Genomic DNA, 14479 nt, shown 5'->3' with positions numbered 1-14479 from the left:
CCCGGCCGGGCGGTGGGACCGAGGAACACGCGCTGACCTGCGTGTGGGGGGATGACTCATGACGTCGACGACGCCTGGGCACCGCACCGGCGCCCTGCGCCGGATCAAGAAGACACTGCCGAGATACGACTACGAGCACTACAGCCGGCTCGCGGGCCCCCTCACCCGGCCCGATCCGACCCGGCCCTACACGGTGCAGTACCGCTCGCTGCTCTCCCAGGAACCGCACCGCGTCCGCGCCGCCCTGATGCTGGGCGCGGCCCCGCTGCTGTCGCTGGTCCTGCTGACCTGGCTGCTGCAACCGGAGCACTGGACCCGGCGGGACCACCCGGCCCACGGCTTCCTGCCGGCGCTGGACGTCGTGATGCTGGTGTCGATCGGCCTGATCGAGTTCTTCCGCTGCATGAACGTGCTGTCCAACGCGCACGCCACCCTGGTCGCCCGCGATCCCGTCCCGGTGGTCCCCCAGACCGGCACCCGGGTCGCCTTCATCACCACGTTCGTGCCCGGCAAGGAACCCCTCGACATGGTCACCCGGACCCTCGAGGCGGCGGTCCGGCTGCGGCACCGGGGGCTGCTGCACGTCTGGCTGCTCGACGAGGGGGACGACCCGGAGGTGAAGCGGATCTGCGCGCGCCTGGGCGTGCACCACTTCACCCGCAAGGGCGTCGAGCGGTGGAACCGGCCCACCGGCCCGCACCGCGCGAAGACCAAGCACGGCAACTACAACGCCTGGCTGGAGGCGCACGGCGACGCGTACGACTTCTTCGCCTCCGTCGACACCGACCACGTCCCGCTCCCCAACTACCTGGAGCGGATGCTGGGCTACTTCCGCGACCCGGACGTCGGCTTCGTGATCGGCCCGCAGGTGTACGGCAACTACGACACGTTCGTCACCAAGGCCGCCGAGTCCCAGCAGTTCCTCTTCCACGCGCTGGTCCAGCGCGCCGGCAACCGCTACGGCGCCCCGATGTTCGTCGGCACCTCCAACGCCGTGCGCATCACGGCACTCCGGCAGGTCGGCGGCCTGTACGACTCGATCACCGAGGACATGGCCACCGGCTTCGAGATGCACCGCGCGAGGAACCCGGCGACCGGACGGAAGTGGCGCTCGGTGTACACCCCGGACGTGCTCGCGGTCGGCGAGGGCCCGAACGCCTGGACCGACTTCTTCACCCAGCAGCTGCGCTGGTCACGGGGGACGTACGAGACGATCCTCAAGCAGTACTGGAAGGGCCTGTTCTCGCTGCCGCCCGGCAGGCTCTTCAACTACACCATGATGATCATCTTCTATCCGATGTCGGCCCTCAACTGGATCCTCGCGGCCCTGAGCTGCGCGCTGTTCCTGGGCCTGGGCGCCTCCGGCGTCAACATCGACCCGACCGTGTGGCTGATGCTCTACGGCAACGCCTCCGCGCTCCAGATCGGCCTCTACGTCTGGAACCGCCGGCACAACGTCTCCCCGCACGAGCCGGAGGGCTCCGGCGGTGTGGCCGGCATGGCGATGTCGGCGCTGTCCGCACCGATCTACGCCCGCTCGCTGATGGACGCGGTGCTGCGCCGCAGGAGCCGGTTCGTGGTCACGCCCAAGGGCGAGTCCGCCAGCCCCGACACGCTGTTCGGGACGTTCCGGATCCACTGGTTCTTCATCCTGGTCTTCGGCGGTTCACTGGCCGCGGGGTTCGCCGGCGGCCACGCCCAGCCCGCGATGATCACCTGGGCGGCACTGGCCCTCCTGATCACGGCCGCGCCGATCCTCGCCTGGCGCTGCGCCCTGCTCCAGGAGCGCCGGCGCGGCGCCGAGCCCGCGGACGCGGTGCCACCGGGACACGCCCATGTCCCCCAGCAGCGGCCCCGCTGGACGCCCGCGGGCGGCGGCGACCCGGAACAGACCGTACGGATCGCGCTCGGCGGCGGCTTCGGGGGGCGTGAGGAATGACCGAGAGCGCCGGCCGCCGCCGGGCCCGTCGTCTCGCGATCGGCACCGCGGTGGTGCTCGTGCTGGCCGGGACGAACGGGCCGTGGATGTACCGCTTCGGGACCGAGCAGTACCACGAGTACGAGATCGACAGACCGGAGTACAAGGCCGCGAACGGCCACTGGGACATCGTCGAGTTCCCCGAGGGGTACCGCCAGGACACCATCCACGCGGTGCTCCTGCACACCGGGAAGGTCCTGCTGGTCGCGGGCTCGGGCAACAACCAGGACAACTTCGACGCCAAGCGGTACGACAGCCGGATCTGGGACCCGGTCAAGGGCACCGTCAAGAAGGTGCCCACCCCGGCCGACCTGTTCTGCACCGGCCACACCCAGCTCGCCGACGGCAACATCCTGATCGCGGGCGGCACCAAGCGGTACGAGAAGCTCAAGGGCGACGTCAAGAAGGCCGGCGGCGTCATGATCCTCTACAACGAGAACCCCGACAAACCGATGACCCTGCCCGAGGGCACCCGGTTCACCGGCAGACGCAACGGCAGGACCTTCCTCTCCGACGATTCGGTGCTCGTCCCGCGCGCGACCAAGGTCTTCGACCGGAGGACCGGCGCGTACCTGCGGAACAACCCCGGGTACGCGCGGGTGATCGTGGAGGCGCCGCAGCAGGGCACGCGGTACGAGACCGGCACCCAGGACAACTACCGCATCCAGGGCCTGACCGGCGCCGACGCCCGCAACACCTACGGCATCGCCAACAAACTCGGCCTCGACAAGCGGGACTTCGAGGGCATCAAGAACGCCTACGAATTCGATCCGGTCGCCGAGAAGTACATCAAGGTCGACCCGATGAACGAGGCCCGCTGGTACCCGACGCTCACCACCCTGTCGGACGGGAAGGTGCTCGGCGTCTCGGGGCTCGACGACATCGGGCAGCTGGTGCCGGGCAAGAACGAGGTCTTCGACCCGAAAACGCGCACCTGGACGTACACGAAACACCAGCGCCAGTTCCCGACCTACCCCGCGCTGTTCCTGCTGCAGAACGGCAAGATCTTCTACTCGGGTTCCAACGCCGGGTACGGGCCGGACGACGTGGGCCGCGACCCCGGGATCTGGGACGTGGACACCAACCGGTTCACCAGGCTCTCCGGGCTGAGCGACCCGGACCTGCTGGAGACGTCCGGGACCGTGCTGCTGCCGCCGGCCCAGGACGAGAAGTACCTGGTGGTCGGCGGCGGCGGGGTCGGCGAGTCGGCCCGCTCCACGAACCGGACCCGGCTGATCGACCTCAAGGACCCCGACCCGAGGTTCACGGACGGGCCCAGGCTGGCCAAGGGGACCCGCTACCCGCAGATCTCGGTGCTGCCGGACGACAGCGTGCTGGTGTCCGGCGGCTCCGAGGACTACCGCGGCCGCGGCGCCTCCGACATCAGGCAGGCACGGCTCTACGACCCCGCGTCCAACTCCTTCAGGAGGGTCGCCGACCCGCTGGTCGGCCGGGACTACCACTCCGGGTCGGTCCTGCTGCCGGACGGCCGGGTGATGTTCTTCGGTTCCAACCCGCTGTTCGCGGACAAGGCCGACACGCGCCCCGGGGTCTTCGAGCAGCGGATCGAGATCTACACCCCGCCCTACCTCTACCGGGACGCGCGGCCGTCGCTGGGCGGGGGCCCGGGGACCATCGCCCGCGGCGGCACCGGGACGTTCACCTCGCAGCAGGCCTCGGCCATCAGGAAGGTGCGGCTGATCCGCCCCGGCGCCACCACCCATGTGACCGACGTGGACCAGCGGTCGGTCGCGTTGGACTTCAAGACGTCCGGGAACCGGATCACGGTCACCGTGCCCGCGAACCGGAACCTGGTGCCGTCCGGGTGGTACATGCTGTTCGCCGACGACGACCAGGGCACACCCAGCACGGCGCGGTGGGTGAGGGTGCCGTAGGGCCGGTCACCGTGCCGCCCCGCCGGTCGGCCGGACGGGGGCGGCACGGTGGCCGCGGCGGTCAGGGCGTGACGTCGATGTGCCGGGCCAGCGCGGTGACCGAGAGGTCGCCGTGGTCGACCCATTCGGGGAACGCCAGCGTCTTGTGCTGGGTGGAGGCGGGCGGGGTGATCTCCAGGTAGGAGGCGTGCACCGCGCCCGAGGTGCCGGTGTTGGCATGGGTCCAGGCGACGACCGCCTCGGCGCTCTGACCGTCCTTCAGGACCAGGGTCTTCCTGCCCGGGTCCTTGGCGTACCAGGTGTCGCCCCAGTGGGTGTGGGTGGTCAGCGCCTTGTGCCGGGAGTTCTCCAGGCCGAGGCCGGGGTAGCCGCGCAGCGCGCAGGTCTTGCCGCTGAGGTTGCGCAGCCTGATGACGACGCCCTGGTGGTTCATCCCGCCGGCCAGCCCCTGGCCGAAGGTGGCCTTGAGCGCGGCGGCCGAACAGGTCGGCGTGGCCTTGGCGGTGCCGGCGTCCGCGGCCTCGGCGGTGCCCGCCCAGGCGAGCCCGAGACCGGCGAGGGCGGTCACGGCGAGCAGCGCCCGGCCGCGCCCGCGGCCGGTGCGGCGCCGGGACGCGGGACGGGCGAGGGTGGTCCGGTCGGTGGTGTTCCGGTCATCGTTCACGGTGACGGTGCTCCTCGTGTTCCGTGGCGCGGACCGGGCGTACGCCCCGCGCCTTCTGCTGGTGCCCTACACGAGGATTGATGCGTGCCGTGCCGGAAATGTTCGCGCGGGGCGACAGGTTTTTCACAACGGCTCAGGAATCCGTCGCTCGGGCCAGTTCCAGGGCGTAGGACGGCCACCAGTCGCCCGCCCGCGGGCCGCCCTTGCAGGTGCCGTCCGACTCACCCGGGCGTTTGACCCACAGGTAGGCGTCCACCAGGGGGTCACCCGTCCTCGTCGTAGGGGTCTCGCCGAGCGCCCGGCCCGGCGGGTTGCACCACCGTTCGGCGGGATCGCCGCCCGTGTACGGGCCGTTGCCGTTCCGGCTGGTGTCGATCACGAAGTGCTTGCCGCCCACCTGCGCCGAGAGCTGCCTGCCGTAGGCGATGGAGTCCCGGGTGGAGTAGAAGTTGGAGACGTTGACCGCGAAACCGTCCGCCTGCGCGGCGCCCGCCTGCTGGAGGGGCTGGTCGATCTGGTCGGGGTGGCCCCAGCCGGCGTTCCCCGCGTCCAGGTAGACCTTCGTGTTCTTCAGCGCCTTCAGCGTGGTGATCGCGCCGCGCAGCAGGTCGTAGCGCTCCTCGGCGAACCGGGCCGGGGTGCAGCCGTCGACCAGGTGCAGGACGGCGTCCGGTTCCAGGATCACCGTGGCGGGGCGGTCCTGGATGCCCCGGGCGACCCCGGCCAGCCACGCCCGGTACGCGTCGCCGTCGGCCGCGCCGCCCTGGCTGTACCGGCCGCAGTCACGGTGCGGGATGTCGTAGAGGACCAGCAGGGCGGTGCGGCCGGACCGCTGGGCGGCCTCGGTGAAGCCGCGCGCCTCCTGCTCGGGGTTCTCCGGGCCGATCCACTCGCCGGTCGGCTGGGCCGCGATCCTGCGGATCAGCCCGGCGTCGGAGTCCTGGCCGGCCTTCGCGTAACTCCGCACCTGGCGGGCCGCGTTGGAGTCGGGGTTCACCCAGAACGGGTCCGCCTCCCGGGGCTGCCGGGTGACGGCCGCGCCCGGGTCCGCGGCCCCCTTGCCGTCGCTCCCGCCGCCCGCGGAGCACCCGGCGAGCAGCAGCGCCGCCGCCAGTGCCACCGCCCGGGCGGACGACCGGGCCCGCCTGCTGTCGTACATCCAATTCCCCCCTGGGTGGCTGCACTTGGCCGGTCCCAATCGTGACATACCCACCGCACTCGCCACGAGTTCGCGCACGCGTTGTCGGCGAGCTGTTACAGCCCGCTGGGCCCGGGCACCCCTAGCCCTCTAGAGTCGCCAAGGGCGGCCGTCCAGCCCCCCGGCGCCGGCTTCCCAGCCTCCCGCGCCGACGCCGGGTCACTCCCGCGGCCCGAGCGCGCGTGGTCGAGGACCGGCCCGGTCGGCGGCCCCAGGGGAGCGGGCCGCCGACCGGGCGTCAGGTGCCCTACGGGGTGGTGCCGGTGAGGTACGCCGAGACGACCACGTTCGCCGTGTAGCTTCCGGTGGTCCGGTCGAAGGCGCCGCCGCAGGTGATCAGGCGGAGTTCGGCGCGGCCCGGCTCGCGGGGGCCGTAGGCCTGCCGGGCGTCGAAGTGGTCGCGGGGCAGGACCCGGGTGTCCTCGACGGTGAACTCGGCCACCGTGTTGTCGGAGCGGACCACTCGGATCGTCTCCCCCGGCCGCAGGGCACTGATCTTGTAGAAGACCGCGGGCCGGGTCCGGGTGTCGACGTGCCCGACCAGGACCGCGGTGCCCGCCGCTCCGGGGCCGGTCCCCGACCGGTACCAGCCGACCACGCCGGGCTGGTCGAAGGGCGGCGGGTCGACCCCGCCGTCGCGGTCGAGGCCGCGGGCCACCACGGGGGCCTGCACGCCCAGGTCGGGGATGTCGATGCGCTCGGGCACGGCCGGGCCCAACGGCGCGGCGGCGGACGGCAGCCCGGCGTCCGCGGGGCGGCCGACGGCGGCCATGTCACCCGTGGTGGGCCCGGTCAGGCCGTCGGGCACCTCGGTGACCCCGCGGCCCCACAGCCACAGCCCGAGCAGCAGGACGGCCCAGGTCATGCCGGTCAGCAGCCGTCCGGTCCCGGTGGAACGTTCGGTGTCGTCGGACATCGGCCCCGTCCTCAGCGCGAGCCGCGGCTCCGGCGGGCGCTCAGCAGCCCGACGGCGGCCGCGGCGAATCCGGCGAGGAGGAGGCCGGTGACCGCCTGCGCGGCGTCCGGACCGGCCGAACGGGAGTCCACCGAGGCGAGCGGAGCGGTGCCCCCGCCGCCCGCGTGCACGGGCGCGATGGGTGAGGAGAGCAGGGCGTCGGGCGCGTCCTGGCCGGACGGCGGCCGCGCCGCGACGGTGACGCTGCCGGTGACGGCCGCTCCGGCGCAGCCGACCCGGACGTCGTAGGAGCCGGGGGCCGCCGCGGAGCGGACCTGGGTCTCGCCGGTCAGCGTGCCGTCGGAGCCGCTGAGCCGGGCGTCCGAGACGAAGGCCGTCGAGGCGGCGGCGCCGGTCGTGCCGGAGCAGCCGCTGACCCGCAGGGTCACCACGGAGCCGGGGGCCGGCGAGGCCGGGGTCACGGTGATCCCCCGGCCGTCCGCCGCGGACGCGGCCGCCGGGAGGAGCCCGACGGCCGAGGCCAGGAGCCCGGTACAGAGAGTGAGGCGAAATGAGCCCATCGTGAACCTCCAGATATCTGGAGGCTCCCCCGCACCAGGCACCCACGCATCCTCGGAAGGCGCCAGATTGCTCCGTCCGGGTGAGGTCGGGTTTGGCCGCTCAGACCAGGTCGACGAGGTTCGCGATCGAGTCGACGACCTCGGAGGGACGGAACGGGTACCGGTCGACGTCGGCGGGCTGGGTGACGCCGGAGAGCACCAGGAAGGTGCGCATGCCGGCCTCCAGGCCCGCGAGGACGTCGGTGTCCATCCGGTCGCCGATCATCGCGGAGGTCTCCGAGTGCGCGCCGATCGCGTTCAGCCCGGCGCGCATCATCAGGGGGTTGGGCTTGCCGACGAAGTACGGCTTCTTGCCGGTCGCGGCCGTGATCAGCGCGGCGACGGAACCGGTGGCGGGCAGGTCGCCCTCGGTGGAGGGGCCCACGTTGTCGGGGTTGGTGGCGATGAACCGTGCGCCGTCGTTGATCAGGCGCACCGCCTTGGTGAGCGCCTCGAAGGAGTAGGTGCGGGTCTCGCCGAGGATCACGAAGTCGGGCTCGTGGTCGGTGAGGATGTACCCGATGTCGTGCAGCGCGGTGGTCAGACCGGCCTCGCCGATGACGTAGGCGCTGCCGCCGGGCCGCTGGTCGTCCAGGAACTGGGCGGTGGCGAGGGCGGAGGTCCAGATGTTCTCCACCGGCACGTCCAGGCCCATCCGCCGCAGCCGCGCGTGCAGGTCACGGGCGGTGTAGATGGAGTTGTTGGTCAGCACCAGGAAGGGCCGCCCGGACTCCTGGAGCTTCTTCAGGAAGGCGTCCGCGCCGGGGATCGGGACCCCCTCGTGGATGAGAACGCCGTCCATGTCGGTGAGCCACGACTCGATGGGCTTGCGGTCTGCCATGTGGGTGGGTCTCCTGGCGTGCGTATGCGGTGTGCGGTCATGCCTGGGCCGGGCGCGCCGGAACCACGGCGTACCGGCGCCCCCAGCCTAGACAACGCCGGGATCACCGGGGAACGCCCTGCTCACCTGCTGGTCGGCCACCGGACCGCGAACTGGCCGCCCGCGACGCACGACGCCCGTCAGGTGCCACCCTCAGGTCGACGGCCCGACGACCGCGACCTTGCGACTCCGCGCTCCGCGACTCCGGGCCACCGCGGCCCCCGCGCTCCGCAGCCCAGGACTTCGCGACCCCGCGACTCCGGGCCACCGCAGCCCGGGGGCTCCGCAGCCCAGGACTTCGCGACCCCGCGACTCCGGGCCACCGCAGCCCCCGCGCTCCGCAGCCCAGGACTTCGCGACCCCGCGACTCCGGGCCACCGCAGCCCCCGCGCTCCGCAGCCCAGGACTTCGCGACCCCGCGACCCCACGACTCCGGACCACCGCAGCCCCCGCGCTCCGCAGCCCAGGACTTCGCGACCCCGCGACTCCGGGCCACCGCAGCCCGGGGGCTCCGCAGCTGGGGGGCGGACAGCCGGGCACCCGGGCCCGGCGACCGGGCTGCCCTGGTAGCCCAGGAGCGGACAGCCGGGCACCCCGAGCAGGCAGGCGGGCTGTCCTGGCACCCGGGCTCCGGTCCACCCGGGTCACCGACGGCGGCGTGCCAGGACGAAGGCGCTCGCCCCCACGGCGAGCAGCGCGGCCGTGGCCGTGAGCAGTCCGTGGGCCACGCCGAGGCCGGTGCGGGCCAGCTCCCGGGCGCGTTCCCCGGCGTCCGCGGCCTCGGCGGCGAAGGGCAGGGCGGCGCCGTCGGAGGGGACGACTCCGGGGGTGGCCCCGGGGGAGGCGTCCGGGGTGGCCTCGCCGGAGACCGCCTCCGTGCCGTCCGAGGGGAGGGCGGAGGCCGGGGTGGCCGGGGCGGCCGTGATCGTGGGCGGCGGTGGGGGCGGCTCCTGGCCGATGCCGAAGCGGTAGTCGTTGGACTCCCCGACCCAGGCGCCGTCCGAGCCCCGCCGCTGCACGAGGGCGGCGTCCGCGGTGACCGCGTTCGGCACGGCGTCGGCGGCGAAGGCGACTCTGACCTTGACCGAGACGGTCGCCGCGGGCGCCACGGTGAACCCCGGGAAGTCGTTCCCGTCGAACACCCCGATGAGTTCGGACTCGTCGGTCCCGGTCAGCGGGACCGGGCGGGGGTGCGCGCCGTCGTAGAACTCCAGCTCGGTCTGGGAGGGCTTGAGGACACGGTGGTCGTCGACGAGGACGACGACCGGGTGGACGTCGGTGCAGGTGCGGTTCGTGGTGTTGGTGAGGTCCAGGTACCAGGTGCCGTAACCGCCGCCGGGCTCGTAGGACGTGGGGCCGCCGTGGATACGGGTGGTGAGCGGGAAGTCCCGTGCGTCGGCGCCCACACAGGACGCCTCGGCGACGAGAGGGGCCGCGGTCGCCGGCGGCACAGGCACGAGGACGACGGCTGCGGCGGCTAGGCAGAGGGACAGAGGGGTGCTCAGTCGCATGCGCATGAACAGGTGACTCTGCCGGACGCCGGCGGGGTCCGTCGGCCACCACTCCGAGCACGGGGGACAACTCCGCCCGTTCAGCCCCCCGCCCCCTCCCTCTCCCCCTCCTACCCGTCCGCCCGGCCGAAGAGCGGCGCCAGGAGCAGCTGCGCCGCGCCCTCCGCGACCGCGCGGTCCCCGCCGGGGGCGAGGCGGACGGGGACGGTCGTGCCGAGCGAACCCTCGCGCCGGGCGCGTTCGTCGAGGACGGCGGCGACCCCTCGGACGAAGGTCTCCGGCGCGGCGGCGATCGTGCGGCCGCCGAGCAGCACGAGGTCGATGTCGAGCAGCCCGGCGAGGTTCGCGGCCCCGGCGCCGAGGACCCGCGCCGCCTCTTCCGGCTCCGCCCGGCCCACCGCCGCCAGGCACAGCGCCTCGACGCAGCCACGGTTGCCGCAGTGGCACGGCGGGCCGTCCAGCTGGATGACCTGGTGGCCGAGCTCCCCCGCCCCGGTCCGCGGCCCCCGGTGCACGCTGCCGCCGATCACCAGCCCGGCTCCGAGGCCCGTCCCGAGGTGCACGTACGCGAAGGAACCGCCCTCCCCGCCGACCGCGAGCCCGAGGGCGGCCGCGTTGGTGTCCTTGTCGACGACCACCGGCACCCCGAGCCGCTCCGCGAGCGCGTCCCGCAGCGGGAACCCGTCCCACTCGGGGAACCCGGTGACCCGGTGCAGCACCCCGTGGACGTGGTCGAGCGGCCCGGGCGCCGCCACCCCGACCCCGAGCAACGAGGCGCCCCCGTACCCGATCAGCTCCCCGGCCGCCGCCGCGAGCGCCCCCAGCACGGCCACCGCCCCCGCCCCGAGGTCCAGTGCGGCGCGCCGCTCCGCCACCACCTTCCCGTCGAGGTCGACCAGCACCGCCCGCAGCTCGTCCCGGTCGAGATGCACCCCCACGGCGTGCCCCGCCTCCGGCACCAGCCGCAGCACGGTGGCCGGCTTGCCCCCCGTGGAAGCGCGCCGCCCGGCCTCCGCCGCGAGGCCCTCCTCCCGCAGCCGGGCGGTGATCTTGCTGACCGCCTGGGGGGTGAGCCCGGTCCGCCCGGCCAGTTCGAGCCGGCTGATGCCCCCGCTCCCGGCGGTCCGCAGCAGATCCAGCACCAGCGCGGTGTTGTGGCTGCGCACGGCGAGCAGGTTCGCCCCGACCGGCCCCGGCCCGCCCCTCGTGCCGCCCCGGGCACCGCCTCGCACAGCGCTGCTCCCCGTGCCGCTCGTCGTCATGTTCACACGCCCCATTCTCCCCGCCACTTGCACTTAGGCAACAGCGTTGCGAAAGTAGGACGCATGACAGCTGCCTCTCCCCTGCGCGTCGGCCTCATCGGCTACGGCCTCGCCGGATCCGTCTTCCACGCACCTCTGATCGCCGCCACCGAGGGCCTCGCCCTGGACACGGTGGTCACCTCGAACCCCGAGCGGCAGGCGCAGGCGAAGGCCGAGTTCACCGGCGTCCGGACGGTCGCCGCCCCGGCCGACCTGTTCGACCGGGCCGACGATCTCGACCTGGTCGTCATCGCCTCCCCGAACAAGACCCACGTCCCGCTCGCGACGACCGCCCTCAAGGCGGGCCTCCCGGTCGTGGTGGACAAGCCGGTCGCCGGTACCGCCGCCGAGGCCCGCGGCCTGGCCGCCCTCGCCGAGGAGCGTGGCCTGCTGCTCTCGGTCTTCCAGAACCGCCGCTGGGACAACGACTTCCTGACCCTGCGCAAGCTCCTGGCGGACGGCGAACTGGGCGAGGTGTGGCGCTTCGAGTCCCGCTTCGAACGCTGGCGCCCGCAGCCCAAGGGCGGCTGGCGCGAGTCCGGCGACCCCGCAGAGATCGGAGGTCTCCTCTACGACCTCGGCAGCCACGTCGTCGACCAGGCCCTGACCCTCTTCGGCCCGGCCACCGAGGTGTACGCGGAGGCGGTCGTCCGCCGGGACGGCGCCGAGACCGACGACGACACCTTCCTCGCGCTCACCCACGCGAACGGCGTCCGCTCCCACCTCTACGTCTCGGCGACTACGGCCCAGCTCGGCCCGCGCTTCCGGGTGCTGGGCTCGAAGGCGGGGTACGTGAAGTACGGCCTGGACCCGCAGGAGGCGGCCCTGCGCGAGGGCGACCGTCCGGGCGCCTCGGACGGCTGGGGCGTCGAACCGGAGTCGCTGCACGGCCGGATCGGCGCCGGCGAGTCCCCGGTCACCGGTGGCGGCCGCGCCGTCCCCACCCTCCCCGGCGACTACCCCGCGTACTACGCGGCCGTGGCCCGGGCCCTGCGGGGCGAGGGTCCCAACCCGGTGACCGCGCCGGAGGCGGCCGCCGCCCTGGACGTACTGGAAGCAGCCCGCCGTTCGGCGGCCGAGAAAGTGACGGTGACCCTCTGATGCACCACCCGCAGATCACCCCCCGGTCCACCCCCGAGCTCACCCCGTCGGTCGAGGAGCTGGAGGCCCAGCAACGCCGCCTGGTCTTCCCGCAGTTCACGAACGACGACGCGTGGGCGCTGGGCTCCCTGCTGGTGGAGATGGCACGGGAACGCCAGGCCCCGGTGGCCGTGGACATCCACCGCGCGGGCCAGCAGCTCTTCCACGCCGCCCTGCCCGGCTCCACCCCTGACAACGACGCCTGGATCACCCGCAAGCGCCGAGTGGTGGAGCGCTACGGCGCACCGTCCTACCTGGTGGGAGCCCGCTACCGGGCCAAGGGCACGACGTTCGAGGAGTCCTCCCGCCTGGACCCCGACGCGTACGCGGCCCACGGCGGCTCCTTCCCGATCACGGTGGAGAACGTGGGCGTGATCGGCTCCGTCACGGTCTCGGGCCTCCCCCAACTCCAGGACCACCGCTTCGTGGTGGAGGCTTTGGAGACATACTTGAAGCTGTAAACGCACGTCAGCTGGAGCGCGCCCCGAAGGGGCGCGGGGCTGTATTCGATGTGCGGCTCCGCCGCGCGGGCGCGAGCAACCACGGACTACCCGCACCCGCCCACGCAGCCGAACCCCCCGCCCCTCAGGCGTCCTTGAACACCTGCCGCTGCCGCCCGAGCCCGCCGATCTCCAGCTCGACCACATCCCCACTCCGAAGGAACGGCTTCGGCTCCGGCGCCCCCATGGCCACCCCCGCCGGCGTCCCCGTGTTGATGACGTCCCCGGGGTACAGCACCATGAACTGGCTGATGTACCGCACGACTTCGGCGACCGAGAAGATCTGCTCGGCGGTCGTCCCGTCCTGCTTCAGCTCCCCGTTCACCCACAGCTTGAGCGACAGCCCCTGCGGATCCCCCACCTCGTCGCCGGTCACCAGCCACGGCCCCAGCGGGTTGAACGTCTCGCAGTTCTTCCCCTTGTCCCAGGTCCCGCCCCGCTCGATCTGGAACTCCCGCTCGGAGACGTCGTGCGCGACGGCGTACCCGGCGACGTACGCCAGCGGGTCCTCGTCGTCCGCCACATAGCGGGCGGTGCGCCCGATGACGACGGCGAGCTCCACCTCCCAGTCGGTCTTCACCGACCCGCGCGGCACCAGCACGGTGTCGTACGGCCCGACGACCGTGTCCGCGGCCTTGAAGAAGACGACCGGCTCGGCCGGCGGCTCGGCCCCGGTCTCGCGGGCGTGGTCGTGGTAGTTGAGCCCGATGCACACGACCTTGCCGATCCGCCCCAGCGGCGGCCCGATCCGCAGCCCGGTCGCGTCGAGCGCGGGCAGCTCCCCGGCGTCGGCGGCGGCCCGGACCCGGCCGAGGGCGGCGTCGTCGGCGAGCAGCGCGCCGTCGATGTCGTCCACGACACCGGACAGGTCCCGCAGGACCCCCTCGGCGTCGAGCAGAGCGGGCCGCTCCGCACCCGCCGTACCGACTCGCAGCAGCTTCATGGTCGTCACCGTCTCCCTTGATAGCGAGCGCCCGGCCGATGGGTGCAGCCATCGGAGGACTGGTCGATCCTCCAAGATGCGCGTACAGCGGGCAAGAGCCTGTTCACGTACTGGACCGTAACCCTCCGCCCCTCGCCCCCTCACCCTCTCACCGGTACAGCACCGCGCGCTCCACCGCGCTCCAGGCGGTACTGGTCACCACGTACAGCGCGGCGGCGAGGGGCACCACGGCCACGGTGAAGAGCGTGAAGAACGACAGGTAGGGCATGACCTTGGTGACCGCCTCCACCCCCGGCACCGACTGCTCCCCCTCACCGACGACGGCGCCCGGCACCGCCGTCCGCTTCGCCCGCAGGAAGTTGAAGCCGGCGACGACGGCGACGAGGACGAACAGCCCCGCGTACACCAGTCCCGCACCGCCGAACACCCCGCCCCCGGTACCCCCCAGCAGATCGAGCCACCGACCGCCGAGCGGAGCCCCCAGCAGGTCATGGGCGAGCAGGCCGTTGTCCTGGCCGCCGATCGTCGGGTTGGAGAAGAGGTGGTAGAGGAGGAAGAACGCGGGCAGCTGCAACAGCCCCGGCAGGCAGCCGGACAACGGGGAGACCTTCTCCTCGGCGTGCAGCTCCAGCACGGCCTTCTGCAGGGCCTGCTGGTTCTTCCCGTGCTTCCTGCGCAGTTCGGCGACCCTGGGCTGGAGCGCGGCCCGGGCGCGCTGGCCGCGGGCGGCGGCTCGGGACAGGGGGTGCACGAGCAGTCGTACGAGTGCGGTGAACAGGACGATCGCGGCGGCGGCCGCGGACGCGTGGAAGAGCGGCTGGAGCAGGTCGGCGAGATGCTCGACCAGGCCGGCGAAAACGGACATGGGTGGGAGCCCTCCAGGGGGTCTCGTCGTGCCGTGGTGATGAGGTGGGACGGCATGACGACCCGCGCGGGGTCACCGGGAACGGGTTC

General features: G+C 73.1%; 13 protein-coding genes. 4 read left to right on the top strand and 9 right to left on the bottom strand.

From position 1 onward, the window contains the following. The first annotated feature begins 58 nt into the window (after positions 1-58). The gene (locus ACZ3KP_RS31670; RefSeq protein WP_467503622.1) at positions 59-1939 is read left to right on the top strand and encodes a glycosyltransferase family 2 protein; all 1881 of its coding nucleotides are present in this window, start codon (positions 59-61) and stop codon (positions 1937-1939) included. Then, positions 1936-3873 carry a radical copper oxidase GlxA gene (glxA, locus tag ACZ3KP_RS31665; protein ID WP_467503620.1) on the top strand — a complete coding sequence of 646 codons (1938 nt, stop codon included), beginning with the start codon at positions 1936-1938 and terminating at the stop codon, positions 3871-3873. The genes ACZ3KP_RS31670 and glxA overlap by 4 nt, the downstream gene beginning before the upstream one ends. Positions 3874-3934: 61 nt before the next feature. Here the strand turns inward: glxA and ACZ3KP_RS31660 are convergent, their stop codons facing one another. The 7 genes from ACZ3KP_RS31660 to ACZ3KP_RS31630 form a co-directional block, all read right to left on the bottom strand. After that, positions 3935-4537 (bottom strand): DUF4232 domain-containing protein, encoded by a 603-nt coding sequence (locus ACZ3KP_RS31660; RefSeq protein ID WP_358982244.1) that lies wholly within the window; start codon positions 4535-4537, stop codon positions 3935-3937. Positions 4538-4670: 133 nt separating this feature from the next. Beyond that, positions 4671-5696, bottom strand: coding sequence for a glycoside hydrolase family 6 protein (locus ACZ3KP_RS31655; protein WP_467503618.1), 1026 nt, complete (start codon positions 5694-5696; stop codon positions 4671-4673). A gap of 286 nt (positions 5697-5982) precedes the next feature. After that, positions 5983-6651, bottom strand: a complete 669-nt coding sequence (locus ACZ3KP_RS31650) for a class F sortase (RefSeq protein WP_467503616.1) — start codon at positions 6649-6651, stop codon at positions 5983-5985. Between the two features lie 11 nt (positions 6652-6662). Further along, positions 6663-7211, bottom strand: coding sequence for a hypothetical protein (locus tag ACZ3KP_RS31645; RefSeq protein WP_467503614.1), 549 nt, complete (start codon positions 7209-7211; stop codon positions 6663-6665). A 100-nt stretch (positions 7212-7311) separates the two neighbouring features. Then, positions 7312-8091 carry an HAD-IIA family hydrolase gene (locus tag ACZ3KP_RS31640; protein WP_358982235.1) on the bottom strand — a complete coding sequence of 260 codons (780 nt, stop codon included), beginning with the start codon at positions 8089-8091 and terminating at the stop codon, positions 7312-7314. Positions 8092-8774: 683 nt separating this feature from the next. Next, positions 8775-9647: a hypothetical protein gene (locus tag ACZ3KP_RS31635; RefSeq protein WP_467503612.1), complete on the bottom strand. Its 873-nt coding sequence runs from the start codon at positions 9645-9647 to the stop codon at positions 8775-8777. A gap of 104 nt (positions 9648-9751) precedes the next feature. Further along, positions 9752-10918 carry an ROK family transcriptional regulator gene (locus ACZ3KP_RS31630; protein WP_467503611.1) on the bottom strand — a complete coding sequence of 389 codons (1167 nt, stop codon included), beginning with the start codon at positions 10916-10918 and terminating at the stop codon, positions 9752-9754. 48 nt (positions 10919-10966) lie between these two features. On the opposite strand from ACZ3KP_RS31630, the gene ACZ3KP_RS31625 reads away from it, so the two are divergent. Beyond that, entirely contained in the window at positions 10967-12043 is a 1077-nt protein-coding gene (locus ACZ3KP_RS31625; RefSeq protein ID WP_467503609.1) for a Gfo/Idh/MocA family protein, read from the top strand. After that, entirely contained in the window at positions 12043-12543 is a 501-nt protein-coding gene (locus ACZ3KP_RS31620; protein WP_358982229.1) for a heme-degrading domain-containing protein, read from the top strand. The genes ACZ3KP_RS31625 and ACZ3KP_RS31620 overlap by 1 nt, the downstream gene beginning before the upstream one ends. A 124-nt stretch (positions 12544-12667) precedes the next feature. Here the strand turns inward: ACZ3KP_RS31620 and ACZ3KP_RS31615 are convergent, their stop codons facing one another. Continuing rightward, positions 12668-13525: a fumarylacetoacetate hydrolase family protein gene (locus ACZ3KP_RS31615; protein WP_467503607.1), complete on the bottom strand. Its 858-nt coding sequence runs from the start codon at positions 13523-13525 to the stop codon at positions 12668-12670. Between the two features lie 148 nt (positions 13526-13673). Next, complete coding sequence (locus ACZ3KP_RS31610; protein WP_467503605.1) at positions 13674-14390, bottom strand: YidC/Oxa1 family membrane protein insertase; 717 nt, start codon at positions 14388-14390, stop codon at positions 13674-13676. Positions 14391-14479 lie beyond the last annotated feature (89 nt).

Source organism: Streptomyces sp. NPDC020958 (assembly GCF_055562175.1).
Note: the sequence above shows the minus strand (reverse complement) of the source record. Positions and strands in the feature narration are given on the sequence as shown.

Bases quoted from the DNA above. Each gene is read 5' to 3' on its own strand.
- ACZ3KP_RS31670 (WP_467503622.1), top strand. From the start codon at position 59: ATGACGTCGACGACGCCTGGGCACCGCACCGGCGCCCTGCGCCGGATC.
- glxA (WP_467503620.1), top strand. From the start codon at position 1,936: ATGACCGAGAGCGCCGGCCGCCGCCGGGCCCGTCGTCTCGCGATCGGC.
- ACZ3KP_RS31655 (WP_467503618.1), bottom strand. From the start codon at position 5,696: ATGTACGACAGCAGGCGGGCCCGGTCGTCCGCCCGGGCGGTGGCACTG.
- ACZ3KP_RS31650 (WP_467503616.1), bottom strand. From the start codon at position 6,651: ATGTCCGACGACACCGAACGTTCCACCGGGACCGGACGGCTGCTGACC.
- ACZ3KP_RS31645 (WP_467503614.1), bottom strand. From the start codon at position 7,211: ATGGGCTCATTTCGCCTCACTCTCTGTACCGGGCTCCTGGCCTCGGCC.
- ACZ3KP_RS31640 (WP_358982235.1), bottom strand. From the start codon at position 8,091: ATGGCAGACCGCAAGCCCATCGAGTCGTGGCTCACCGACATGGACGGC.
- ACZ3KP_RS31635 (WP_467503612.1), bottom strand. From the start codon at position 9,647: ATGCGCATGCGACTGAGCACCCCTCTGTCCCTCTGCCTAGCCGCCGCA.
- ACZ3KP_RS31630 (WP_467503611.1), bottom strand. From the start codon at position 10,918: ATGGGGCGTGTGAACATGACGACGAGCGGCACGGGGAGCAGCGCTGTG.
- ACZ3KP_RS31625 (WP_467503609.1), top strand. From the start codon at position 10,967: ATGACAGCTGCCTCTCCCCTGCGCGTCGGCCTCATCGGCTACGGCCTC.
- ACZ3KP_RS31620 (WP_358982229.1), top strand. From the start codon at position 12,043: ATGCACCACCCGCAGATCACCCCCCGGTCCACCCCCGAGCTCACCCCG.
- ACZ3KP_RS31615 (WP_467503607.1), bottom strand. From the start codon at position 13,525: ATGAAGCTGCTGCGAGTCGGTACGGCGGGTGCGGAGCGGCCCGCTCTG.
- ACZ3KP_RS31610 (WP_467503605.1), bottom strand. From the start codon at position 14,390: ATGTCCGTTTTCGCCGGCCTGGTCGAGCATCTCGCCGACCTGCTCCAG.